This window comes from Streptomyces sp. TG1A-8 (assembly GCF_030499535.1).
Classification (GTDB): domain Bacteria; phylum Actinomycetota; class Actinomycetes; order Streptomycetales; family Streptomycetaceae; genus Streptomyces.
Window position 1 is genome coordinate 5,623,946 of sequence record NZ_JASTLB010000001.1, and the last position, 21,651, is coordinate 5,645,596.

Consider the following 21,651-nt stretch of genomic DNA (forward strand, 5'->3'; position numbering starts at 1 on the left):
TCAGCGGGCCTGGAAGTCCCGGGCGGGCTCCCGTTCCGTCGCGCCGCACGGCATCGCCGGGTGCAGCCCGAGCAGCACGATGCCCGTGACGACCGCCGCGAGTCCCGCCGCCTCCCAGGCCAGCGCCCCGGTGTCGGTGCGCAGCCGGTCGCCGAGGAAGCCCACCCCGCACAGGATGCCGGCCAGCGGTTCGGCGGCGGTCAGCGCGGGCAGCGACATCCGCAGGGAGGCGGTCTCGAAGGCGCTCTGCACCAGGACCAGGCCGGTGACGCCGCACGCCAGCACGCCGTACGGCTGCCAGCCGGTGAACAGCTCCACGAGGCCGCCGTCGGAGAAGCGGGTGCCGCTCACCCGGGTCAGGGCGTCCTGCACGCCGTACAGGAGCCCGGCCGCGGTGGCCAGCAGCACGGGGCCCCAGCTCAGCCGCGACCGCTTGGCGTACGCCGTCAGCACCAGGGCCGCGCCGACCGTCACGCCGATGATCAGCCAGTGCCGCAGCGGGTCGGTGACCGCGCTGCCGCCGCGCGGTTCCCCGGCGATGATGAACGCGCCCACGCCGCCCGCGAGCAGCACGAGGCCGGCCCAGCCCTGGCGGCCCAGGGACTGTCCGGTCTGGTGCCGGGACAGGGCGAGGGCGAACAGCAGGTTCGTCGCGAGCAGCGGTTCGACCAGGGAGATCTCGCCCTTGCCGAGCGCGACCGCGCCGAGCACCATGCCGGCCACCATCAGCGCCAGGCCGCGGAGCCAGCGCGGCACCCGCACCAGGTCGAGCAGCAGCCGGAAGGACAGGAAGTCACTGAGCGGTGCCCGCTGCGCGGCGTTCTGCTGGAGGACGAATCCGAAACCCAGGCAGCACGCGGCACTCACGGAGAGAAGGAGAACCAGTACGGACACGCTGCCTACCTCGATCGTCCGGCCGGGCCACGGGTGCGCAGTGGCCGACTGTAGCGTTACCGGGACCGCATTGCCCCGGAGAGTACCCGGAAGGGAGCCTTTGACGCGGTCCCGGTGCCCGCCCCGCGCGGACGGGGCCGGGGGCGGCGGGGCCGTGCGGCCATGTTCCGCGCCCCGGGCGTCCGGCGCCATGGCGTACGCCACACAAATCGTCCCGAATCCCGCGCGGTGGCACGGCTCGCGGGGCCCGTCGCCCGGCGTGCCCCGCCGGGCGCGGTGACCGACGACGGCAGCGACGAGGGTGACGACGGCGACGACGACGGCAACATCGTCGTTACCGTCGTTCAGCTTGACGCGACCCTTGGCTCGGGGTTTGCTGTGCGTGACCGGCCGATGGCAGCCCGAGAAACAGGAAGTCCTGCGGTGCCCCCAATCCCGTCCCTGCTCGGCGCTCGCCGGGCCCCCGCGGAACCGTCCGGTGACACCGGCCCGGACGACTCCGGCGCCTTCGACGACGCGCTCGACGACCCCGCACTCCCCTCCGCCCGGGCCGCCCTGACCCAGGGCCGCTGGCAGACCGTGCGCTCGCTGCTGCTGCACACGGGTGACGAGTGGGACCGCCGCGGCCACCGGGTCACCGTGCTCGCCCGGGAGCCGTACGCCGCCGCCTGGGCCCGGCAGTGGCTGCTGCGCGAACCCGGCTCCGCCGACGCAGCCACGCTGCTCGCGCTCGCCCTCGTCCACCGCGCCCTGCGCGGCAAGGAGGAACCCGGCACCGCCCGCGAGGCCTGCCGCACCGCCGCCGCGCTCGCCCCCGCCGACCCCACCCCCTGGCTCGGCCTGCTCCTGCTGGCCCGCACCCACGGATCCGAGGACGAGCTGCTGCACGCCTTCGGGGAACTGCGCCGCCGCCACCGCGAGCACCACCACGGCCACCACCTGCTGGTCTCCCGCCTCGCCGAGCGCCCCCAGGGCGGTGGGGCCGAGTCCCACGAGGTGTACGACCTCGCCGAGCGGGCCGCCGCCGAGGCCCCCGCCGACTCCCCGCTGGCCGTCCTGCCGGTGGTCGCGTACGCCGAGCGCTACCGGGTCCTGGCCGCCACCGGCCTCGCCCCCGCCGACCCGGCCGCTTCCGGACACTGGTCCGGCCCCCGGGCCCGGCGGATCCTGCGGGCGTCGTTCGACTGGTGGCTGGAGTGGGAGCACGACGACCACCCCCGCCGCCACGTCGACCTCAACCACCTCGCCTTCGCCATGTCCTGCGCCGGCCGCCCGGCCGAGGCGGCGGCCCTGTTCCAGCGCATCGGCCGGCACGCCACCCCGGACCCCTGGTCGTATCCGCACCGCGACCCGTGGACGGCCTTCCGCACGGCCCGCGCCCGGGTGCTCCGCCCACGGTGAGGGACCGGCGGGAAGTCCTTACGGAACGCTGACCGACGGCCGTCCCCCCTGGCCCCGGCGGGCCCGAGGTGCTCGAATGAACGGGTGAACCCCGAACCGGCCGAACCGTCCGAACCGTCCGACGCCCGGGGCCGGCCCATCGGCCGCCGTGTCCTCCTCGGCACCCTGGGCCTCGGCGCCCTCGGCGTGGCCGCCGCGCCCGTGCTGCAACGCGGTCTGGAGGACTTCCTCGGCGGCGTTTCCGGCAAGGACCCCACGGGCCTGACCGGCCTGCTGCCCAACGGCGGCGGCTTCCGCTACTACTCGGTCGCCGCGTCCGTCCCGCGCCGGAGCGCCGCCGACTACCGGCTCACCGTCGACGGCCTGGTCGACCGCCCGGCCACCCACACCCTCGCCGACCTGCGCGCGCTGCCGCAGACCCGGCTGGTCAGGGACGTCCAGTGCGTCACCGGCTGGCGGGTCCCGGGCACCCCCTTCGAGGGCGTACGGCTCTCCCGCCTGCTGGACGCGGCGGGTGTCCGCGGCTCCGCCCGGGCCGTCCGCTTCACCTGCTTCGACGGCACCTACAGCGAGAGCCTCACCCTCGACCAGGCCCGCCGTCCCGACGTCCTGGTCGCCCTGCGCATGCAGGACGACGACATCGGCCACGACCACGGCGGTCCGGTCCGCCTGTACGTCGCCCCCATGTACTTCTACAAGTCCGCCAAGTGGCTCTCCGGCATCACGGTCACCGACCACGTCCGGCCCGGCTACTGGGAGAACCTCGGCTACGACGTCGACGCCTGGGTGGGCCGGTCGAACGGACGCACCGATGAACCCACGAACTGAGACCCCGGCGCCCCCGGACACCCGGGTGCGCCGCTTCACCACCGCCGAACGGTGGGTGCACCGCACCACGGCCGCGCTCATGGCCGGGTGCGTGCTGACCGCGGCCGTCCTCTACGTGCCGCAGCTGGCCGTGCTCGTCGGCCGCCGCGCACTGGTCGTCCGCGTCCACGAGTGCGCCGGGCTCGCCCTGCCCGTCCCCGTCCTGCTGGGCCTGGCCTCCCGCGCCTTCCGGGCAGACCTGCGCTTCCTCAACCGCTTCGGCCCGCACGACCGCGTGTGGCTGCGCGCCGCGCTCCGCCGTGACAAGCGGCCCTCCTCCCGGCCGGCGGGTAAGTTCAACGCCGGCCAGAAGGTTTACGCGGCCTGGATCGCCGGCGCGGGCCTCGTCATGCTCGGCACCGGCCTGCTGATGTGGTTCACCCGCCTCACGCCCCTGGTGTGGCGCACCTCGGCGACCTTCGTCCACGACTGGCTGGCCCTGACCGTCGGCGTGGTGCTGGCCGGCCACATCGGCATGGCGCTGGGGGACCCGGAGGCCAGGCGGGGACTGCGCACGGGCTCGGTCAGCGCGCGGTGGGCCGGGACCGCGCACCCGTTGTGGCGCCCCGGGGACCGGGGCGCCACAACGGGCCGGCGGGCCTCAGACCACCAGTGACAGCAGCAGGACCAGGCCGCCGGCGACCACCGAGATGATCGTCTCCATCACCGACCAGGTCTTGACCGTCTGTCCGACGCCCAGCCCGAAGTACTCCTTCACCAGCCAGAAGCCGGCGTCGTTGACGTGGCTGAAGAACAGAGATCCGGCACCGATGGCGAGGACCAGCAGGGCCGAGTGGGTGGTGGACATGTCGGCCGCCAGCGGCGCCACCAGACCGGCCGCCGACACGGTCGCGACCGTCGCCGAGCCGGTGGCCAGCCGGATCACCACCGCGATCAGCCAGCCCAGCAGCAGGGCCGGGATCGACCAGTCCCTGGAGACGTCCAGGACCATCTGCCCCACTCCGCAGTCGATCAGCGTCTGCTTGAAGCCGCCGCCCGCGCCGACGATCAGCAGGATGCCCGCGATGGGCATCAGGCTCGTCTCGAACCGTCTGCTGGATCCGCTCCTTGCCGAAGCCGGCGGGCCGGCCCAGCGTGAAGATGGCGACCAGCACGGCGGCGAGCAGCGCGATCAGCGGGGAGCCGGCGACGTCGAAGACCCGCTGGGTGAGGTCCGCCGGGTCGTCCACGACGATGTCCACCAGCGCCTTGGCCAGCATCAGCACCACCGGCAGCAGCACGGTGCCCAGCGTCGCGCCGAACCCCGGCCGGCGCTGCAGGTCCTGCGAGGGGCGCTGCGGCAGCATCCGGTCGGGAGCGGGCACGTCCACCCAGCGGGCGGCGGCACGGGAGAACAGCGGTCCGGCGATGACCACCGTCGGGACGGCGACGAGGATGCCGAACGCCAGGGTCACGCCCAGGTTGGCCCCCACCGCGTCGATCGCGGTCAGCGGGCCGGGATGCGGCGGGACCAGGCCGTGCATCACGGACAGACCGGCCAGCGCCGGGATGCCGATGCGCATCAGGGAGTAGTTGCCGCGCTTGGCGACCATCAGCACGACCGGGATCAGCAGCACGATGCCGACCTCGAAGAACAGCGGCAGGCCGATCACGGAGGCGATCAGCACCATCGCCCACGGCATCGCCCGTCCGCCCGCCTTCGCGAGGATCGTGTCCACGATCTGGTCCGCGCCCCCGGAGTCGGCGAGCAGCTTGCCCAGGATCGACCCGAGCGCGATCAGGACACCCACGCCGGCCACCGTGGAGCCGAGTCCGGTGGTGAAGCTGGTGATCGCCTTGTCGAGCGGCGCTCCGGCGACCGCCCCGAGGACGAGCGAGCCGATGGTGAGCGACAGGAAGGCGTGGAGCCTGAACCTGGTGATGAGCAGGACGATGACGGCGATGCCCACGAGGACGGCGATGCCCAGCTGGGCATCGCCGGCGGAGGTGATCGGCGCAGGTGCGTCCGCTGCCAGCACCTCGACGCTGAGTCTGGTCACGGGGTTCCCTTGCAGGTACGGGGACGGGGGGATGGAGGGGAAGGAGGGGAAGGAGGGGATGGAGGGGGCAGAGAGGGACAGAGGGGTACGGAGAGGGGAGGAGAGAGCAGGAGGGAGCGGGGGCGCGGGGCTGCGGGGCGTTACCCCGGGGTGCCGGGCAGGGACGCCAGCGCCTTCACCGCGCGCTCGACGATCTCCTCGGGACCGCCGCCGACGTCCACGGCGACGCCCGCCTCGTCGGCCTGCAGCGGCTGGAGCGCGGCGAACTGCGAGTCCAGCAGCGCGGTCGGCATGAAGTGGCCCCGCCGCTGGGACATCCGGTCCCCGATGAGCTCGCGGTCCCCCGTCAGGTGGACGAACACGACCCCGGGAGCGGCGGCCCTGAGCCGGTCGCGGTACGACCGCTTCAGCGCCGAACTGCTGACCACCCCGCCGAGCCCGGCCCGGCCGTGCGCCCAGGCGCCGATGGCGTCGAGCCACGGCCACCGGTCGGCGTCCTCCAGCGGGACACCGGCCGACATCTTGTCGATGTTGGCCTGCGGGTGGAAGTCGTCGCCCTCGGCGTACGGGACGCCCAGCCGGGCGGCGAGCAACGGGCCGATCGTGGTCTTGCCCGTCCCGGCGACGCCCATCACGATGACGACGTGGGGGGTGCGCATCACTGCCTCGCTGTCTTCCTCGGCACACGGCGCCGACATCCGGCGTCGGCCACACTGAAACCCATTAGGTACGATGAATTCAAGAGCCTGTGACATACAAGTCTGACTTTTTGGCTCCGTGATCCAGGCCGTACGCTGAGTGCATGAGCACACCGGGCCGGGGGCTGCACGGCCGTGTCCTGGACACACTCGGCCCCGCGATCACCGCGGGCGAGTACCCGCCGGGCAGCGTTCTGCGCACCGACGAACTGGCGCAGCACTTCGAGGTGTCACGCTCCGTGATGCGCGAGGCGGTCCGCGTCCTGGAGTCCATGCACCTGGTCGAGTCCCGCCGCCGGGTCGGCGTGACGGTCCGCCCCCGGGCCGAGTGGAACGTCTACGACCCGCAGGTCATCCGCTGGCGCCTGGCGGGCGCCGACCGCCCCCACCAGTTGCGCTCCCTGACCGTGCTGCGCTCGGCGGTCGAGCCCGTGGCGGCGGGTCTGGCCGCCCGGCAGGCCACGGCGGAGCAGTGCGCCGAACTCACCGAGTGCGCGCTCGGCATGGTGGCCAACTCGCGCGGCCACCGGCTGGAGCAGTACCTGGTCCACGACATCGCCTTCCACCGCGTCGTCCTCAACGCCTCGGGCAACGAGATGTTCGCCCGCCTCGGCGACGTCGTCGCGGAGGTGCTGGCCGGCCGCACCCACCACGAGGTCATGTTCGAGGACCCCGCCCCGGCCGCCGTCACCCTGCACGTCCAGGTCGCCGAGGCGGTCCGGGCGCGCGACGCGGCCCGCGCCGAGGAACTGACCCGGCAGATCACCGTGGGCGCCCTGCGGGAACTGGACGTCCTGGCCCCTTGAGGGCCGGGCCGCGGGCGGTCAGCCGGGGAAGTCCCCGTCGACGTAGGCCCACGCGCCGTCCGCCCGCTCGAACCGGCTGCGCTCGTGCAGTGAGCCGCCCCGGTAGGAGGCCCGGAAGGTCACCGTTCCGGTGGCGTGGAAAGCCGACCCGCCGGTCGTGCCGAGGATCTCCAGACCCGTCCAGCGCACCCCGGGATCCAGCTCCAGCGGCTCCGGCCGGGTCCGCGGGTGCCACGTCCGCAGCAGGTACGCCGCGTCCCCGCGCACGAACGCGCTGTAGCGCGAGCGCATCAGCGCCTCCGCCGTCGGCGCCGCGGCGGAGCCGGAGTGGAAGCGGCCGCAGCAGGCGCCGTACGGCCCGGGCAGCCCGCAGGGGCAGGAGGAACGCGTGCTCATGGCCCACATTCTGCCCCCACCGCGGTGGGGCGCCCGGGCGCCCCGCCGCCCTGGGCGGTGCCGGGTGCGAGGAACGGGGAACACCCCAGGTGCCGACCGGAATCCGGCGGCACCTGGGGTGTCGGTGGTGTCCGAGGGGGGACTTGAACCCCCACGCCCGATAAAGGGCACTAGCACCTCAAGCTAGCGCGTCTGCCATTCCGCCACCCGGACAAGGTGTCTGTCGTGCGGGATCTCCCCCGCGGCGACGGAGGAAACATTACCAGGCTTTCCGGGGCGGCCGATCACACCCCGTCCCCGGGACCCGGTCCGCGTGAACGGCGTGTGACGGGCCGGGCCCGCTCTTGGGCCCGGGCGGGCGCGGAGGCAGGATGAGGGGGACCACCAGCAGGGACAGCGGGAGGAAGCAGCGTGAGCGAGACGGACACGACCAGGGGCGTCACCGGCGAGGACGAGGTCGTGGACCTCTGCCGCGAGCTGATCCGGTTCGACACCAGCAACTACGGCGACCACTCCGGCCCCGGCGAGCGCCAGGCCGCCGAGTACGTCGCCGAGAAGCTCGCGGAGGTCGGCCTGGAGCCGGAGATCTTCGAGTCGCACCCGGGGCGCGCCTCCACCGTGGCCCGCATCGAGGGCGAGGACCCCTCCCGGCCCGCGCTGCTGATCCACGGCCACCTGGACGTCGTGCCGGCCAACGCCGACGACTGGACCCACCACCCGTTCTCCGGCGAGGTCACCGACGGGTGCGTGTGGGGGCGCGGGGCCGTCGACATGAAGGACATGGACGCCATGACCCTCGCGGTCGTGCGCGACCGGCTGCGCAGCGGGCGCCGCCCGCCCCGGGACGTCGTGGTGGCCTTCCTCGCCGACGAGGAGGCCGGCGGCACCCACGGGGCCCGCTACCTGGTGGACCGGCATCCGGAGCTGTTCGAGGGCGTCACCGAGGCGATCAGCGAGGTGGGCGGGTTCTCGTTCACCGTGGACGAGCAGCGCCGGCTCTACCTGATCCAGACGGCAGAGAAGGGCATGCACTGGATGAAGCTGACCGTGGCCGGCACCGCCGGGCACGGCTCGATGATCCACCGCGACAACGCCATCACCGAACTGTCCGAGGCCGTCGCCCGCGTCGGCCGCCACAGCTTCCCGGTGCGGGTCACCAAGACCACCCGCGCCTTCCTCGACGAACTGGGCGACGCGCTCGGCACCGAGCTGGACCCCGAGGACATGGAGTCCACCCTCGCCAGGCTGGGCGGCATCGCCAAGCTCATCGGCGCCACCCTCAGCAACACCGCCAACCCCACCCAGCTGAACGCCGGGTACAAGGTCAACGTCATCCCGGGCGAGGCCACCGCGCACATCGACGGACGCTTCCTGCCGGGACACGAGGAGGAGTTCCTGGCCGACCTCGACCGCCTCCTCGGACCGAACGTGCGGCGCACCGACGTCCACGCCGACAAGGCGGTCGAGACCACCTTCGACGGCGCGCTGGTGGAGGCCATGCAGTCCTCGCTGCTGGCCGAGGACCCCACCGCCAAGGCGATCCCCTACATGCTCTCCGGCGGCACCGACGCCAAGTCCTTCGACGACCTCGGCATCCGCGGCTTCGGCTTCGCCCCGCTCAGGCTGCCCCCGGAGCTGGACTTCGCCGGCATGTTCCACGGCGTGGACGAGCGGGTGCCGGTGGACGGGCTGCGGTTCGGGGTGCGGGTGCTCGACCGGTTCCTCGACGCCTCGTGAGGGCGGCGGACGGGCGCGACCGCATCGGCCGCCGTAATCGGACACCCGTGCGGGACCGACTGGAAAGGGTGATTGCGACCATAAGTTCGTAGCTCCATTCATTCCTTCTCGTTACAGGTGTTGCGGTCCGCTGCTTGGGACCGCATTGCCAACTAGGAGGAACAATGATCAAGAAGGTCGTCGCTGCCGCGGCTGCCACCGGTGGTCTGGTGCTCGCGGGTGCGGGCCTGGCCGTTGCCGACGCGGGTGCCCAGGGTGTCGCCACCCAGTCGCCGGGCGTCGCGTCCGGCAATGTCATCCAGGTGCCGGTCCACGTGCCGGTGAACGTCTGCGGCAACACGGTCAACGTGATCGGGCTCCTGAACCCCGCCTTCGGCAACACCTGCGTCAACGACTGACGTCGGCTCCCCGAGGGGCGTCCTTTACGAGCCGTCGGCCTCGGAGCGCGCGCCACGCGCTCCGGGGCCGACCGGCTTTCTCCACAGCGATTTCGAAGGCAAGGGGCACTCCCGAATGCGACAGGGCACCCGTAAGGGCCTGATGACCATGGCCGCCGCCACCGGTGTGATCGCCGCCGCGAGCGGCTACGCCCACGCCGACGCGGGCGCGGCCGGAACCGCCGCCGGCTCGCCCGGCGTACTGTCCGGCAACACCGTGCAGGTACCGGTCGACGTGCCGGTCAACGTGTGCGGCAACACCGTGGACGTCGTCGGGCTCCTCAACCCGTCGGTGGGCAACGCCTGCGTCCAGCGGGGCGGCGGCACACCGGAGGGTCGCCACGCCGGCGCACCCGGCGCCCACGTCGGCACACCCGGCGCGTACGCGGGCGGCCGGAGCGAGGGTGCGTCCAGCACCCACGGCGGCGCGCACGCGGCCGGAACCGCCGCCGGCTCGCCCGGCGTACTGTCCGGCAACACCGTGCAGGTACCGGTCGACGTGCCGGTCAACGTGTGCGGCAACAGCGTGAACGTCGTCGGCCTCGGCAACGCCACCGCCGACAACGCCTGCGCGAACGGCGGCCACCACGTCCAGCCGCCCGAAACCCCGGCCCGTCCGGACCACCCGGGCACGCCGGCCGCCCCGCCCGCCAAGGGCCCCGGCGCGCCCCACGGCCCGTCCCGGGCCGGGCATCCCCGGCCGCAGGCCGACGCCCAGCTCGCGCACACCGGTAGCGGCCTGCCGCTCGGGCTCACCGCGTCGGCGGGCGCCGGCGCGCTGCTCGCGGGCGCGGTGCTGTACCGCAAGGCGCGCGCCGCGGTGTGACGCGGACCACCGGGAACGCAGCGGGCCCCGCCGCACGGCGGGGCCCGCTGCGTCATGTGCCCTGTCTCACCACGTGGCACGCACCTGGCGGATGATCCGCCGGCGCAACCGCACCCTGCGGCTGCCGTCGCGGAGCAGGCTCAGTCGGTCCAACTCCCAGTGTCCGTACTCTGCATGGTCGGTCAGCAGACGCGTCGCATCCTTGCGGGACACCCCGCGAGGTACGTACACGTCGACGAATTCGTATTCCGGCATCGCATCTATTGTGCGGGCTGGTGCCCGGTACGGATAGCGTCTGCACTATGTCTGATGCTGCGCAGCCCACCGCTGCCGAGGTACGTGCCGCCGCCGAGGCGGTCAAGACCGCGCTCGACCGCCACCTGGCCGCGGTCGAACGCCGGTCGGGCGAGGACGATCCGGCCGTCTACGAAGCGTTCAACCAACTGGCCGCCGCCGCCGAGGTGTACGACGAGCTGCTCTACGACCGCTACGACGAGGTCACGCCCTTCGAGATCCCCGGTGCGGAGGACGCGCTGCCGCCGTACGCGGGGCCCGGGGAGCCGCACGCGATCAGCGTGCTGATCCGCCGCGACTACACCGTGGCGGAGCCCCAGCGGCTGCTCGCGCAGGCCCAGCGGGTCGAGGCGGCGGAGTACGGGGACGGCGGCGCGGGCGAGGAGGCCGCGGCCACGGTCCCCGGCGCGCTGAGCACCCTGTTCGGTGAGTTCGAACCGGACGAGATCGCCTCCCGGCACGCGGAGTTCGGCCTGGAGGAGGGCGACTCCACGCTCTGGGTCACCGCCGCCGAGGGGCCCGCCGAGGCCGGGGAGTGGCTGGAGGCGCCGTTCGAGCAGGTCGACGCGCAGCAGGTGGTGTGCCGGTTCGACGTCAGTGCGGTGTTCGACGACGAGGCCGACGAGGACGACGAGGCCGGCCCGGCCGCCGGGGCCGACGAGCTGGACCTCGTCGCGGACGAGGACGATCTGGAGCCGCTCGACTCCGACCGCTGAGCCGTGCCGGCGGTGCCGTGGGGCGGGGCCGGCACGGTCCCGCGGCACCGCCGCGTTCCGCCTCCGCGGGCCGGTCAGTCCGCCGCCGGGACCTGGGCGCGCAGCAGGGCCGGCAGGCGGGTGGTGCGCGGTCTGGCGGGGACCTCGGCCACCGCCCTCGGCAGGGCCTGTTCCACGCCGTGCACCACGGACAGGTGACGCTCGGCCCGGCCGAACGCCGTGTACACCCACGGCCGGCTGAGCGTCCGTGCGGCGTCGCCGGGCAGCACCACCACCGCGGCCGGCCAGCGGACGCCCACCGCCTGGTGCGCGGTCAGCGCCCAGCCGTGCCGTACGGACCGCTCCACCCGCTCCCTCGGCACGACGACGGGGGCGCCCGCGCACTCCAGGTGCAGCCCTTCCGCGTCGGCGGTCACCACCCGCCCCGGCACCGTGCGTCCCGGCGCGGGGGAGTAGGCGACCCGGTCGCCGGGGTCGAAGCCCGCGAAGCGGCCCGGGCCCGGATTGAGGCGTTCCTTCAGCGCGGTGTTGAGGACGCGGGTGCCGGCCGCGCCGCCGTGCCCCGGGGTGATCACCACCGTCTGCTCGGGCGGAACGCCGATCGCCCGCGGCACCGAGTCCGCGACCAGTTGCACGGTGCGGTGCACGGCCTCGCCCGCGTCCCGCACCGGCACGACGACGATCTCCTTGCCGGGCGCCCCGACCTGGTTCAGCTCGCCGACGCCGATGCCGGAGACCAGCTCGCCGAGGGGGCCCGGGTCGGGGGTGCGGGAGGCGATCTGCGGGCACGCGCGGGCCGTGAGCAGGTCGGCGAAGACCCGCCCGGGTCCGGCGGACCACAGCACCGCCGGGTCACCGCTCAGCACCAGCCGGGCCCCGTCGGACAGCGACTCCACCAGCATCGCGGCGCTCTCGACGTCGAGCTGGGGCGCGTCCGGCACGATCAGCAGGTCGAGGTCCAGGGCGCCCTCCGCGTCCCGGCCGGGACCCTCGGCGCCGGAGAGCAGGCCGGCGACCGTGCCGACGGGGGCGGGGTCGCCGGCCGTGCCGAGCAGCGCGGCGAAGCGGCGGTGCCCGTCGGCGGTGTGGCAGGCGGCGAAGGCGCGCAGGCCGGCGGTGCGGGCGGCGCCGAGCAGCGCGGCCGGTTCGGCCCGGGCCGCCTCGCCGCCGGTGTGCAGCACCAGGCCGTGCCCGGCGACCGCGCGGACCAGCTCGGCGGCACCGCCGGACATCCCGGCCGCGGCCGCCTCCCAGGCCCCGGGGGCTTCCTTGGGCGGGGAGTTGACCAGCCGGGCCAGGCCGTCGGCGAGGCTCTCCTCGGCGAGCGCGTAGCGCTCCAGGCCGATGAGGACCCGGACCGGCCGCTCCTCCTCCGCCGCCTCCTCGCCCCGCTCCGCCGGGTCGGGCACCGGCTGCCGGGCCGGGGCGCCGGGTTCCTCCACGGCGTCCTGGAAGGCCAGCGCCTCGCCCTCGGCGAGCGTGCTCTGCACGGCCGCGTCCGGGTCCGGCACGCCCTGCCGGGCCAGTGCCGCGGTGAGCGCCGGCAGGTCCAGGGCGGTGTGTCCGGCGAGCGCCGCCTGCTCCAGCAGCCAGACGGTCACCGCGCGGACCCGCCGCTCGTCGGCCGGGCCGCAGGCCGCGCCGAGCAGCCCCCGCGCGAAGCCGTCGGCCTGCTCCGGCCGTACGCCGGGGACCCGCAGCAGCTGCCAGGGGTCCTCGCGGAGCACGGCGTCGGCCCCCTCACCGAGGTCCGCGGCGACCTGGGCGGCCAGGGTCCCGGGGGCGCCGCCCTCGCCCAGTACCCGCCGTACGGCCTCGACGGCCTCCGGGGCGGGGACCGGGGTGCCGGGCGCGGCGGCGGGCGCGGGCCGGCGCACGGGCTCCGGGGCGGGGCGGGACGCAGCCGACCCGGGCTCCGCGAACACCGCGGCCACCGGCTTTTGGCCGCTCTCCACCGCCCGTACCGCGGCGAGCAGGTCGGCCGCCGTGCCGCTCAGCTTGGTGCCGCTCTCGATGGAGCCCTGCCGCTCGGCCTTGCGCCGCTCGATCCGCTCCCGCTCCAGACGCTGCGCGGCCAGTTCGGCCTCGGCCTCGGACATCCGGGCGGCGGCGCCGTCCGCACCGGCCCCCTCGGCGTCCCCGCTCCCGGCACCGCCCGCGCCGGGCGGTCCGCCCGGTCCTCCGGGGGTGTTCGCCCCCGAGTCCGAGCCGGGCGGACCGTCCCCCGCATCCCCGGCGCCGTCACCCGCGTCCGAGCCGGCCGCAGCCGGACCCCCGCCCCCGGGCACCCCCTGCGCGCCGTCGCCGGTTCCCGCCTCCGGTGCGGGGGCCCCCGGGGTCCCCGGCCCGGTTTCCTCCGTGGTCTCCGGCTCCGTGCTCACAGCGTGCTCCAGTCGTGATCGGGATAGCGGTGCACGGGCGCCGACACATCGTCCAGCGCCCGGCAGATCTCGTCAGGAAGACTAAGCGCCTCCACTGACAACGCCGCCGTGAGCTGCTGGGCGTTGCGCGCGCCGACGACCGGCGCGACCACGCCGGGCCGGTCCCGGACCCAGGCGAGGGCCACCTGCAGCGGGGTGACCGCGAGCCCGTCCGCGGCCGTGGTGACCGCGTCCACGATGCGGGTCGCCGCGTCGTCCAGGTACGGCTCGACGAACGGCGCCAGGTGTTCGGAGGCGCCGCGCGAGTCCGACGGGGTGGCGTGCCGGTACTTGCCGGTCAGCACGCCCCGGCCCAGCGGGGAGGAGGGCAGCAGGCCGACGCCCAGGTCCAGCGCGGCGGGCAGCACCTCGCGCTCGATGCCGCGCTGGAGCAGCGAGTACTCCATCTGCGTGCTGGCCAGCCGGGTGCGGGTGCCCGGTGCGGCCAGCTGCCAGGTGGCCGCCTTGGCGAGCTGCCAGCCGCAGAAGTTGGACACGCCGGCGTAGCGGGCGCGGCCGCTGCTCACGGCCAGGTCCAGGGCCTGGAGCGTCTCCTCCAGCGGGGTGCCCGGGTCGAAGGCGTGGACGTGCCACAGGTCGACGTAGTCCGTGCCGAGCCGGGCCAGGGAGGCGTCGAGCGCGGCGAGCAGGTGGCCGCGCGAGCCGTCGAAGCGGCGGCCGGGGTCGGGCACGCTGCCCGCCTTGGTCGACACGACCAGGTCCCGGCGCGGCACCAGGCCCTCCATGAGCTGCCCGAGCAGGTACTCCGCCTCCCCGCCGCCGTACACGTCCGCGGTGTCGACCAGGGTTCCGCCGGCTTCCCAGAACGCCTTCAGCATGTCCGCGGCGTCGTGCTGGTCGGTGTCCCGGCCCCAGGTGAGGGTGCCGAGTCCGATCCGGGACACGCGCAGGCCTGTGCGGCCGAGATGCCTCTGCTCCATGTGCGCGAGATTATCTGGCCGGAACTGTCCCGTGGGTGGCCTGTGGACAACCGGTCCCGGACCCGCGGCCCGGTTCCGGCGGCGCGCCCGCCCGCGCGGCCGGGCGCCGCCCGCGCGGGTCCCCTGCCCCGGGCCGTGGCCCCCGCGCTAAGGTCTGCGCCAAGGGACGTTACTGACTGGTAAGGGGATCGGCCATGCAGCTCGGGATCAACCTCGGCTACTGGGGTGCCGGGATGGACGCGGACAACCTGGCCGTGGCGCAGGAGGCCGACCGGCTGGGCTACGCCGTGTGCTGGGCCGCCGAGGCGTACGGCTCCGACGCGGCCACGGTGCTCAGCTGGGTCGCCGCACAGACCGAGCGCATCGACGTCGGCTCGGCCATCTTCCAGATCCCGGCCCGGCAGCCGGCGATGACCGCGATGACGGCGGCGACGCTGGACTCGCTGTCCAGGGGCCGCTTCCGGCTCGGTCTCGGCGTCTCCGGGCCGCAGGTCTCCGAGGGCTGGTACGGCGTCAAGTTCGACAAGCCGCTGGCCCGCACGCGCGAGTACGTGGAGATCGTCCGCAAGGCGATGACGCGCGAGCGGCTGTCGTACGAGGGCGAGCACTGGACGCTGCCGCTGCCCGGCGGCCCGGGCAAGCCGATCAAGCTGACCGTGCACCCGCAGCGCGAGCACATCCCGCTCTACGTCGCCGCGATCGGCCCGAAGAACCTGGAGCAGACCGGCGAGATCGCCGACGGCGCGCTGCTGATCTTCCCCTCCGCCGACCACCTGGAGGAGACCACGGTCCGGCACCTGCGCGCGGGCCGGGAGAAGGCGGGCCTGACCCTGGACGGGTTCGACATCTGCCCGACCCTGCCGCTCGCCGTCGGCGACGACCGGGACGTGGCCCGGCTGGCCGACGCCTTCCGCCCCTACACCGCGCTCTACGTGGGCGGCATGGGCAGCCGCAGGCAGAACTTCTACAACCAGCTCGCCCAGCGCATGGGCTACGAGAAGGAAGCCGCCGAGATCCAGGAGAAGTACCTGTCCGGTGACAAGCAGGGCGCCGCGGCCGCCGTCCCGCAGGACCTCGTCGACCGGACCGCCCTGCTCGGCTCGGTCGACCGCATCGCCGACCGGATGAAGGCCTACGCCGCCGCCGGGGTCACCACCCTCAGCCTCGCTCCCGCGGGCTTCACGCTGGACGAGCGCCTCGCCTCCCTGCGGGCCGGCAGCGAGGCCCTGGAGCGCGCCGGACTGGCGTAGGGAGGTCCGCGGCCGTGGTGGGGGCTCGGGGAGTCCTCCCCGCCACGGCCGTCACGGGGAACAACGCGCCGGGCCCCGCGCGGTTACGACTCCGGCCCCCGCCCCTCCCGGCCGTGCGGGCCGGCCGGGAGGGAGGGGCGGACGTGCCGCCGCGCCGGCCGCCGGTCGCGCCCGCGCGGCGGTCACAGCCAGCCGCGCCGCTGGAACAGCCGGTACAGCAGCACCTCCAGCACGGCCATCACCGCGATCACGGCCGGGTACGACCACACCCAGTGCAGCTCGGGCATGTGCTCGAAGTTCATGCCGTAGATCCCCGCGATCATCGTGGGGACCGCCGCCATCGCCGCCCACGCGGAGATCTTCCGCATGTCGTCGTTCTGCCGCACGCTCATCTGCGCCAGGTGCGCCGACAATATGTCCGACACCAGCCGGTCCAGGCTCTCCACGGACTCGTTCACGCGGGTGAGGTGGTCGTGGACGTCCCGGAAGAAGGGCCGCGCCTTGTCGTCGACGAACGGCACCCCGCCGCCCAGTGCGCTCGCGCCGGCCAGCCGGTTCAGCGGCACCGCCAGCGGTCCGGTGGCCCGCCGGAACTCCAGCACCTGCCGCTTGAAGGTGTAGATCCGCGACGCCGTGTGCCGCGAGCCGCCGCCGTCCGGCGAGAACACCTCCGTCTCCAGTTCCTCCAGATCCGTCTGCAGCTCCGTCGCGACCTCCAGGTAGTGGTTGACGACGGCGTCGGAGATCGCGTACATCACGGACGTGGGGCCCTTGCCGAGCATCTCGGGCTCCGCCTCCAGCCGGTGCCGCACCGCCGCGAGCGGCGCGCCCTCGCCGTGACGGACGGTCACCGCGAAGCAGTCGCCGATGAAGATCATCACCTCGCCGGCCGACACGGTGTCGCTCTCGGGCTCGTACACCACCGGCTTGAGGACCATGAACAACGAGTCGTCGTACACCTCCAGCTTGGGCCGCTGGTGCGCCTTGAGGGCGTCCTCGACGGCCAACGCGTGCAGCCCGAACTCCTGGGTGACCAGGTCGAACTCCCGTTCCGACGGCTCGTGCAGCCCGATCCACACGAACCCGCCCGCGGCCCGTGCCTCGGCCAGTGCGTCGGACAGGTCCTCCGGTCCCTCGGTGCGGTGCCCGTGCCGGTAGATGGCGCAGTCCACGATCACGGAGCGCATTCTCCCTTCGTCCGACGTCCTGCGCATGCCCCGATGCGCTTACTCTGGGCCGCATGCCCACGTTGATCCTCGTCAGGCACGGACGTTCCACCGCCAACACCTCCGGCGTGCTCGCCGGCTGGACCCCGGGCGTCGCCCTGGACGAGCGCGGGGTCGCGCAGGCCCGGGCGCTGCCCGGCCGGCTCGCCGGGCTGCCGGTCCACGAGGTCGTCACCAGCCCCCTGCAGCGCTGCCAGGAGACCGTACGGCCGCTGCTCGACGCCCGTCCCGGGCTGCGCGCCCACACCGAGGAGCGGATCGGGGAGTGCCACTACGGCGACTGGTCCGGCCGCAAGCTCGCCGAGCTGAAGGACGAGCCCCTGATGGAGGTCGTGCAGGCCCACCCGTCGGCCGCCGCCTTCCCCGGCGGCGAGTCCATGCGCTCCATGCAGACCCGCGCCGCCGAGGCCGTGCGCGAGTGGAACGCGCGCGTCGAGCGCGACCACGGCGCCGACGCCGTCTACCTGATGTGCTCGCACGGCGACGTCATCAAGTCGCTCGTCGCGGACGCCCTCGGCATGCACCTCGACCTCTTCCAGCGGATCTCCGTGGAACCGTGCTCCGTCACCGCGATCCGCTACACCCGCCTGCGGCCCTACCTCGTCCGCCTCGGCGACACCGGCGACTTCGCCTCGCTCGCGCCGCGCGGGGAACCCGGGGAGGGCGACGCACCGGTCGGCGGTGGTGCGGGCGCACCGTGATCGTCTGCCGCAGTAGGGTGAAGCGGTCCGCACGGCCGCGCACACAGTGACCGGCACCGCCGAAACCCCCGATCCCCATGGAGACAGGACGTGTCCCGTCAGGTGTTCCTCTACGATCCGCCGGACCGTTTCGTGGCCGGCACGGTCGGACTGCCCGGACGCCGTACGTTCTTCCTCCAGGCCACCGCAGGCACCCGGGTGACCAGCGTGGCCCTGGAGAAGACCCAGGTGGCCGCGCTCGCCGAGCGCATGGAAGAACTGCTCGACGAGGTCGTACGGCGCAGCGGCGGCAACGCCGCCGTCCCCGCCGTGGCGCCCACGGAGATCGCCGACACCGCCCCGCTGGCCACCCCCGTCGAGGAGGAGTTCCGCGTCGGCACCATGGCTCTGGCCTGGGACGGCGAGGAGCAGCGCATGATCGTCGAGGCGCAGGCCCTGGTCGAACTGGACGCCGACACCGACGAGGACCTCGCCGAGGCCGAGGAGCGGCTCCTGCAGGACGAGGAGAACGGGCCCCCGATGCTGCGGGTCCGGCTGACCGGCGCGCAGGCCAGGGCCTTCGCCAAGCGCGCCCTCGACGTCGTCAACGCCGGGCGGCCGCCGTGCCCGCTGTGCAGCCTCCCGCTCGATCCGGAAGGACACGTATGTCCGCGCCAGAACGGATACCGCCGCGGAGCGTGACGGCCGCCGACCCGGCGACCGCCGCGCGGCTGCTCGCCCACGGTGAACTGACCGTGCGCGGCCGCATCCGCGAGGCGTCCAACGCCGCCCTGTTCTGCACGGTCGCGCTCGACGGCCAGGAGGCCGGCTGCGTGTACAAGCCCGTGGCCGGCGAACGCCCGCTGTGGGACTTCCCCGACGGCACCCTGGCCGGCCGTGAGGTCGCCGCCTACGAGGTCTCCGAGGCCACCGGCTGGGGACTGGTCCCGCCGACCGTGCTGCGCGGGGGCCCGTACGGCGAGGGCATGTGCCAGCTGTGGATCGAGACGAGCGCCGACGCCGGACTGCTCGCGCTGGTGGACGGCGAGGAGCCGGAGCCGGGCTGGAGGGCCATCGGCCTCGCCGAGGTCGGCGAGGACCGGACGGCACTGCTCGTGCACGCCGACGACGAGCGGCTGCGCCGGCTCGCCGTCCTCGACGCGGTGATCAACAACGCCGACCGCAAGGGCGGCCACCTGCTGCCCACCGCCGACGGACGCCTCTACGGCATCGACCACGGCGTCACCTTCAACGTCGAGGACAAGCTGCGCACGCTGCTGTGGGGATGGGCCGGGGAACCCCTGCCCGGGGACGCCGTCGACGTGCTCGAAGGGCTGCGCGCCTCCCTCGCCGGGGGCGGCGCCCTGGCCGCACGGCTGGCCCCCCTGATCACCCCGGCCGAGATCGCGGCCACGCGCGCCCGGGTCGAGGCCCTGCTCGCCTCCGGCCGCCACCCGGAGCCGGGCGGGGAGTGGCCGGCGATCCCCTGGCCCCCGGTGTGAGCGCCCCCGCGGTGCACCGTGCCCCGGTCCGACGGGGCACAACCGGCCATCCGACGCGATCCGGTTCGTAAGCGCAGCTCGCGGGCGGTTAGGCTCATGTACATGCATGCCTGGCCCGCTTCCGAGGTCCCCGCCCTGCCTGGTCAGGGCCGCGACCTGAGGATCCACGACACCGCGACCGGCGGCCTGGTCACCCTCGCTCCCGGTCCCGTCGCCCGTCTCTACGTCTGCGGCATCACGCCGTACGACGCGACCCACATCGGTCACGCGGCGACCTACAACGCGTTCGACCTCGTCCAACGCGTGTGGCTCGACACCAAGCGCCAGGTCCACTACGTCCAGAACGTCACCGACGTCGACGACCCGCTGCTGGAGCGCGCGGAGCGGGACGGCGTCGACTGGACCGCCCTCGCCGAGCAGGAGACGGCCCTCTTCCGCGAGGACATGACCGCCCTGCGGATGCTCCCGCCGCAGCACTTCGTGGGTGCCGTCGAGGCGATACCCGGCATCGTCCCGCTCGTGGAGCGGCTGCGCGACCTGGGGGCGGCCTACGAACTGGAGGGCGACGTCTACTTCTCCGTCGGGGCCGATCCGCACTTCGGCGGGGTCTCGCACCTCGACGCCGCCGCGATGCGCCTGCTGTCCGCCGAGCGCGGCGGCGACCCGGACCGGCCGGGCAAGAAGAACCCGCTCGACCCGATGCTGTGGATGGCGGCCCGCGACGGGGAGCCCAGCTGGGACGGCGGCTCCCTCGGCCGGGGACGCCCCGGCTGGCACATCGAGTGCGTGGCCATCGCCCTGGACCACCTGGGCATGGGCTTCGACGTCCAGGGCGGCGGCTCCGACCTGGCCTTCCCGCACCACGAGATGGGCGCCTCGCACGCCCAGGTGCTCACCGGCGAGTTCCCGATGGCCAAGGCGTACGTCCACGCCGGCATGGTCGCCCTGGACGGCGAGAAGATGTCCAAGTCCAGGGGCAACCTCGTCTTCGTCTCCCGGCTGCGCCGCGGCGGCGTCGACCCGGCCGCCGTCCGGCTGGCCCTGCTCGCCCACCACTACCGCTCCGACTGGGAGTGGACCGACCAGGTGCTGCGGGACGCCGTCGACCGGCTCGGCCGCTGGCGCGCCGCGGTCTCCCGGCCCGACGGACCCGGTGCCGACGCGCTCGTGGAGGAGATCCGCGACGCGCTGGCCCACGACCTGGACGCGCCCGCCGCGCTGGCCGCCGTGGACCGCTGGGCGGACCGCCAGGACACGGAGGGCGGTACCGACACCGGCGCCCCCGGCCTCGTGACCCGGGCGGTGGACGCCCTGCTGGGCGTGGCCCTGTAACCGTACGGCGGCACGGCCGGAAGGGGAGCGGTTCCCGCGACCCGCGGGAACCGCTCCCCTTCGCGCTCACTCCTGCGACGTGCCCTCGTCGTCGCCCTCCGCGGGACCTTCCGCGGAACCCTCCGCAGGGCCTTCGGCCGCTCCGGGGGCTCCCGGCCGCGGCGCCCGGGGCGGCCGGGACCTGCCGCCCGGACCGTCGCGCCGGTACGAACCGCCGTCCCCGCCGTCGGCCGTCGCGTGCCCGCCGGGCGGGCTCACGTCCCGCCGCCGCAGGTACCGTTCGAACTCGCGGGCGATCGCCTCGCCGGAGGCCTCCGGCAGTTCGGCGGTGTCCCGGGCCTCCTCCAGCGTCTGGACGTACTCGGCGACCTCGCTGTCCTCCGCGGCCAACTGGTCCACGCCCACCTGCCACGCGCGCGCGTCGTCGGGCAGCTCGCCCTGCGGGAGGCGCAGGTCCAGCAGGTCCTCCAGGCGGTTGAGCAGGGCCAGCGTGGCCTTGGGGTTGGGTGGCTGGGAGACGTAGTGCGGCACGGCCGCCCACAGCGACACCGCCGGGACGCCGGCGTGCGTGCACGCCTCCTGCAGGACGCCGACGATGCCCGTCGGGCCCTCGTACTTGGTCTCCTCCAGGTCCATCCGGCGGGCCAGGTCCGGGTCGGAGGTGACCCCGCTGACCGGGACCGGGCGCGTGTGCGGGGTGTCCCCGAGCAGGGCGCCCAGGATGACCACCAGCTCCACGCCCAACTCGTGCGCGAAGCCGAGAAGTTCGTTGCAGAACGACCGCCAGCGCATGGACGGCTCGATCCCGCGGACCAGCACCAGGTCGCGCGGCTTGTCACCACCGACGCGGACCACCGACAACCGGGTCGTCGGCCAGGTGATCTTGCGCACTCCGTCGTCCATGAACACCGTGGGGCGGTTCACCTGGAAGTCGTAGTAGTCCTCGGCGTCCAGCGCCGCGAACACCTCGCCCTTCCACTCGCGCTCCAGGTGCGCCACCGCCGTGGAGGCGGCGTCGCCGGCATCGTTCCAGCCCTCGAACGCGGCCACCATGACTGGGTCGATCAGCTCGGGAACCCCCTCCAGCTCGATCACCCAGTGCCTCCTTCCGACGTGCCCTCGCTTGACGTCCCAACCTTACGGCGTCCGGCGGGAGCGCCCGCAGCCCCTTCGAACGGGGCTGAACGGATCACTGCCCCGTTCGCCACCGGGGAACACCCCCGACCGG

At 74.3% G+C, this 21,651-nt stretch carries 21 protein-coding genes, 1 tRNA gene and 1 pseudogene; 13 read left to right on the forward strand and 10 right to left on the reverse strand.

The annotated features are described in order from the left end of the window. The gene (locus tag QQY24_RS24745; RefSeq protein ID WP_301974923.1) at nucleotides 1-894 is read right to left on the reverse strand and encodes a DMT family transporter; all 894 of its coding nucleotides are present in this window, start codon (nucleotides 892-894) and stop codon (nucleotides 1-3) included. A gap of 423 nt (nucleotides 895-1,317) precedes the next feature. On the opposite strand from QQY24_RS24745, the gene QQY24_RS24750 reads away from it, so the two are divergent. From QQY24_RS24750 to QQY24_RS24760, 3 genes are all read left to right on the forward strand, one after another. Next, a complete protein-coding gene (locus tag QQY24_RS24750) occupies nucleotides 1,318-2,295 on the forward strand; it encodes a hypothetical protein (RefSeq protein ID WP_301974924.1) in 978 nt (325 codons plus the stop codon). 84 nt (nucleotides 2,296-2,379) lie between these two features. After that, the gene (locus tag QQY24_RS24755; protein WP_301974925.1) at nucleotides 2,380-3,123 is read left to right on the forward strand and encodes a molybdopterin-dependent oxidoreductase; all 744 of its coding nucleotides are present in this window, start codon (nucleotides 2,380-2,382) and stop codon (nucleotides 3,121-3,123) included. Then, nucleotides 3,107-3,778, forward strand: coding sequence for a cytochrome b/b6 domain-containing protein (locus QQY24_RS24760; protein WP_301974926.1), 672 nt, complete (start codon nucleotides 3,107-3,109; stop codon nucleotides 3,776-3,778). Before QQY24_RS24755 ends, QQY24_RS24760 begins: the two co-directional genes overlap by 17 nt. Here QQY24_RS24760 and QQY24_RS24765 read toward each other — a convergent pair. After that, nucleotides 3,764-5,162: pseudogene (locus tag QQY24_RS24765) on the reverse strand (GntP family permease). The gene QQY24_RS24760 and the pseudogene QQY24_RS24765 sit on opposite strands and share 15 nt — an antisense overlap. A gap of 140 nt (nucleotides 5,163-5,302) precedes the next feature. After that, nucleotides 5,303-5,821, reverse strand: a complete 519-nt coding sequence (locus tag QQY24_RS24770) for a gluconokinase (RefSeq protein ID WP_301974927.1) — start codon at nucleotides 5,819-5,821, stop codon at nucleotides 5,303-5,305. 143 nt (nucleotides 5,822-5,964) lie between these two features. On the opposite strand from QQY24_RS24770, the gene QQY24_RS24775 reads away from it, so the two are divergent. After that, nucleotides 5,965-6,666: a FadR/GntR family transcriptional regulator gene (locus QQY24_RS24775; RefSeq protein WP_301974928.1), complete on the forward strand. Its 702-nt coding sequence runs from the start codon at nucleotides 5,965-5,967 to the stop codon at nucleotides 6,664-6,666. A gap of 18 nt (nucleotides 6,667-6,684) precedes the next feature. Here QQY24_RS24775 and QQY24_RS24780 read toward each other — a convergent pair whose 3' ends face one another. Beyond that, complete coding sequence (locus QQY24_RS24780) at nucleotides 6,685-7,062, reverse strand: YchJ family protein (protein WP_301974929.1); 378 nt, start codon at nucleotides 7,060-7,062, stop codon at nucleotides 6,685-6,687. Nucleotides 7,063-7,187: 125 nt separating this feature from the next. Next, a tRNA-Leu gene (locus QQY24_RS24785) sits at nucleotides 7,188-7,275 on the reverse strand. 198 nt (nucleotides 7,276-7,473) lie between these two features. Between QQY24_RS24785 and QQY24_RS24790 the strand changes: the two genes are divergently transcribed. The 3 genes from QQY24_RS24790 to QQY24_RS24800 all read left to right on the forward strand — a co-directional run bounded on the left by QQY24_RS24790 (nucleotide 7,474) and on the right by QQY24_RS24800 (nucleotide 10,062). After that, nucleotides 7,474-8,799, forward strand: a complete 1,326-nt coding sequence (locus QQY24_RS24790) for a M20/M25/M40 family metallo-hydrolase (protein WP_301974930.1) — start codon at nucleotides 7,474-7,476, stop codon at nucleotides 8,797-8,799. A gap of 164 nt (nucleotides 8,800-8,963) precedes the next feature. Beyond that, a complete protein-coding gene (locus tag QQY24_RS24795) occupies nucleotides 8,964-9,197 on the forward strand; it encodes a chaplin (RefSeq protein WP_301974931.1) in 234 nt (77 codons plus the stop codon). Between the two features lie 115 nt (nucleotides 9,198-9,312). Further along, complete coding sequence (locus QQY24_RS24800) at nucleotides 9,313-10,062, forward strand: chaplin (RefSeq protein ID WP_301974932.1); 750 nt, start codon at nucleotides 9,313-9,315, stop codon at nucleotides 10,060-10,062. A 66-nt stretch (nucleotides 10,063-10,128) separates the two neighbouring features. On the opposite strand, the gene QQY24_RS24805 is transcribed toward QQY24_RS24800, so the two are convergent. Beyond that, on the reverse strand, nucleotides 10,129-10,317 hold the full coding sequence (locus QQY24_RS24805) for a DUF5703 family protein (RefSeq protein ID WP_005485166.1): 189 nt from the start codon (nucleotides 10,315-10,317) through the stop codon (nucleotides 10,129-10,131). Nucleotides 10,318-10,364: 47 nt separating this feature from the next. On the opposite strand from QQY24_RS24805, the gene QQY24_RS24810 reads away from it, so the two are divergent. Further along, the gene (locus QQY24_RS24810; RefSeq protein ID WP_301974933.1) at nucleotides 10,365-11,072 is read left to right on the forward strand and encodes a hypothetical protein; all 708 of its coding nucleotides are present in this window, start codon (nucleotides 10,365-10,367) and stop codon (nucleotides 11,070-11,072) included. Nucleotides 11,073-11,146: 74 nt separating this feature from the next. Here QQY24_RS24810 and QQY24_RS24815 read toward each other — a convergent pair whose 3' ends face one another. Both QQY24_RS24815 and QQY24_RS24820 read right to left on the reverse strand, forming a co-directional pair. Beyond that, nucleotides 11,147-13,453 carry a helix-hairpin-helix domain-containing protein gene (locus tag QQY24_RS24815; RefSeq protein ID WP_301974934.1) on the reverse strand — a complete coding sequence of 769 codons (2,307 nt, stop codon included), beginning with the start codon at nucleotides 13,451-13,453 and terminating at the stop codon, nucleotides 11,147-11,149. After that, on the reverse strand, nucleotides 13,450-14,433 hold the full coding sequence (locus tag QQY24_RS24820; RefSeq protein ID WP_301974935.1) for an aldo/keto reductase: 984 nt from the start codon (nucleotides 14,431-14,433) through the stop codon (nucleotides 13,450-13,452). Before QQY24_RS24820 ends, QQY24_RS24815 begins: the two co-directional genes overlap by 4 nt. Nucleotides 14,434-14,627: 194 nt before the next feature. Between QQY24_RS24820 and QQY24_RS24825 the strand changes: the two genes are divergently transcribed. After that, a complete protein-coding gene (locus QQY24_RS24825) occupies nucleotides 14,628-15,683 on the forward strand; it encodes an LLM class F420-dependent oxidoreductase (RefSeq protein WP_301974936.1) in 1,056 nt (351 codons plus the stop codon). 182 nt (nucleotides 15,684-15,865) lie between these two features. Here the strand turns inward: QQY24_RS24825 and corA are convergent, their stop codons facing one another. Beyond that, nucleotides 15,866-16,861, reverse strand: a complete 996-nt coding sequence (corA, locus tag QQY24_RS24830; protein WP_301974937.1) for a magnesium/cobalt transporter CorA — start codon at nucleotides 16,859-16,861, stop codon at nucleotides 15,866-15,868. A 62-nt stretch (nucleotides 16,862-16,923) separates the two neighbouring features. Here corA and QQY24_RS24835 point away from each other — a divergent pair, with 62 nt between their 5' ends. From QQY24_RS24835 to mshC, 4 genes are all read left to right on the forward strand, one after another. After that, nucleotides 16,924-17,610, forward strand: coding sequence for a histidine phosphatase family protein (locus QQY24_RS24835; protein ID WP_301974938.1), 687 nt, complete (start codon nucleotides 16,924-16,926; stop codon nucleotides 17,608-17,610). 90 nt (nucleotides 17,611-17,700) lie between these two features. After that, nucleotides 17,701-18,291 (forward strand): DUF3090 domain-containing protein, encoded by a 591-nt coding sequence (locus QQY24_RS24840; protein ID WP_301974939.1) that lies wholly within the window; start codon nucleotides 17,701-17,703, stop codon nucleotides 18,289-18,291. After that, a complete protein-coding gene (locus tag QQY24_RS24845; RefSeq protein ID WP_301974940.1) occupies nucleotides 18,255-19,091 on the forward strand; it encodes an SCO1664 family protein in 837 nt (278 codons plus the stop codon). Before QQY24_RS24840 ends, QQY24_RS24845 begins: the two co-directional genes overlap by 37 nt. A 102-nt stretch (nucleotides 19,092-19,193) precedes the next feature. Next, nucleotides 19,194-20,423 (forward strand): cysteine--1-D-myo-inosityl 2-amino-2-deoxy-alpha-D-glucopyranoside ligase, encoded by a 1,230-nt coding sequence (mshC, locus tag QQY24_RS24850; RefSeq protein WP_301974941.1) that lies wholly within the window; start codon nucleotides 19,194-19,196, stop codon nucleotides 20,421-20,423. A 66-nt stretch (nucleotides 20,424-20,489) separates the two neighbouring features. On the opposite strand, the gene QQY24_RS24855 is transcribed toward mshC, so the two are convergent. Continuing rightward, entirely contained in the window at nucleotides 20,490-21,518 is a 1,029-nt protein-coding gene (locus QQY24_RS24855; protein WP_301974942.1) for a PAC2 family protein, read from the reverse strand. Between the last annotated feature and the right edge of the window lie 133 nt (nucleotides 21,519-21,651).

What these genes read in the sequence shown, in the direction of transcription:
- QQY24_RS24775 (WP_301974928.1), top strand. Translation starts at nt 5,965, where the DNA reads ATGAGCACACCGGGCCGGGGGCTGCACGGCCGTGTCCTGGACACACTC.
- QQY24_RS24825 (WP_301974936.1), top strand. Translation starts at nt 14,628, where the DNA reads ATGCAGCTCGGGATCAACCTCGGCTACTGGGGTGCCGGGATGGACGCG.
- QQY24_RS24835 (WP_301974938.1), top strand. Translation starts at nt 16,924, where the DNA reads ATGCCCACGTTGATCCTCGTCAGGCACGGACGTTCCACCGCCAACACC.
- QQY24_RS24800 (WP_301974932.1), top strand. Translation starts at nt 9,313, where the DNA reads ATGCGACAGGGCACCCGTAAGGGCCTGATGACCATGGCCGCCGCCACC.
- mshC (WP_301974941.1), top strand. Translation starts at nt 19,194, where the DNA reads ATGCATGCCTGGCCCGCTTCCGAGGTCCCCGCCCTGCCTGGTCAGGGC.
- QQY24_RS24770 (WP_301974927.1), bottom strand. Translation starts at nt 5,821, where the DNA reads ATGCGCACCCCCCACGTCGTCATCGTGATGGGCGTCGCCGGGACGGGC.
- QQY24_RS24760 (WP_301974926.1), top strand. Translation starts at nt 3,107, where the DNA reads ATGAACCCACGAACTGAGACCCCGGCGCCCCCGGACACCCGGGTGCGC.
- QQY24_RS24845 (WP_301974940.1), top strand. Translation starts at nt 18,255, where the DNA reads ATGTCCGCGCCAGAACGGATACCGCCGCGGAGCGTGACGGCCGCCGAC.
- QQY24_RS24810 (WP_301974933.1), top strand. Translation starts at nt 10,365, where the DNA reads ATGTCTGATGCTGCGCAGCCCACCGCTGCCGAGGTACGTGCCGCCGCC.
- QQY24_RS24805 (WP_005485166.1), bottom strand. Translation starts at nt 10,317, where the DNA reads ATGCCGGAATACGAATTCGTCGACGTGTACGTACCTCGCGGGGTGTCC.
- QQY24_RS24780 (WP_301974929.1), bottom strand. Translation starts at nt 7,062, where the DNA reads ATGAGCACGCGTTCCTCCTGCCCCTGCGGGCTGCCCGGGCCGTACGGC.
- QQY24_RS24820 (WP_301974935.1), bottom strand. Translation starts at nt 14,433, where the DNA reads ATGGAGCAGAGGCATCTCGGCCGCACAGGCCTGCGCGTGTCCCGGATC.
- QQY24_RS24795 (WP_301974931.1), top strand. Translation starts at nt 8,964, where the DNA reads ATGATCAAGAAGGTCGTCGCTGCCGCGGCTGCCACCGGTGGTCTGGTG.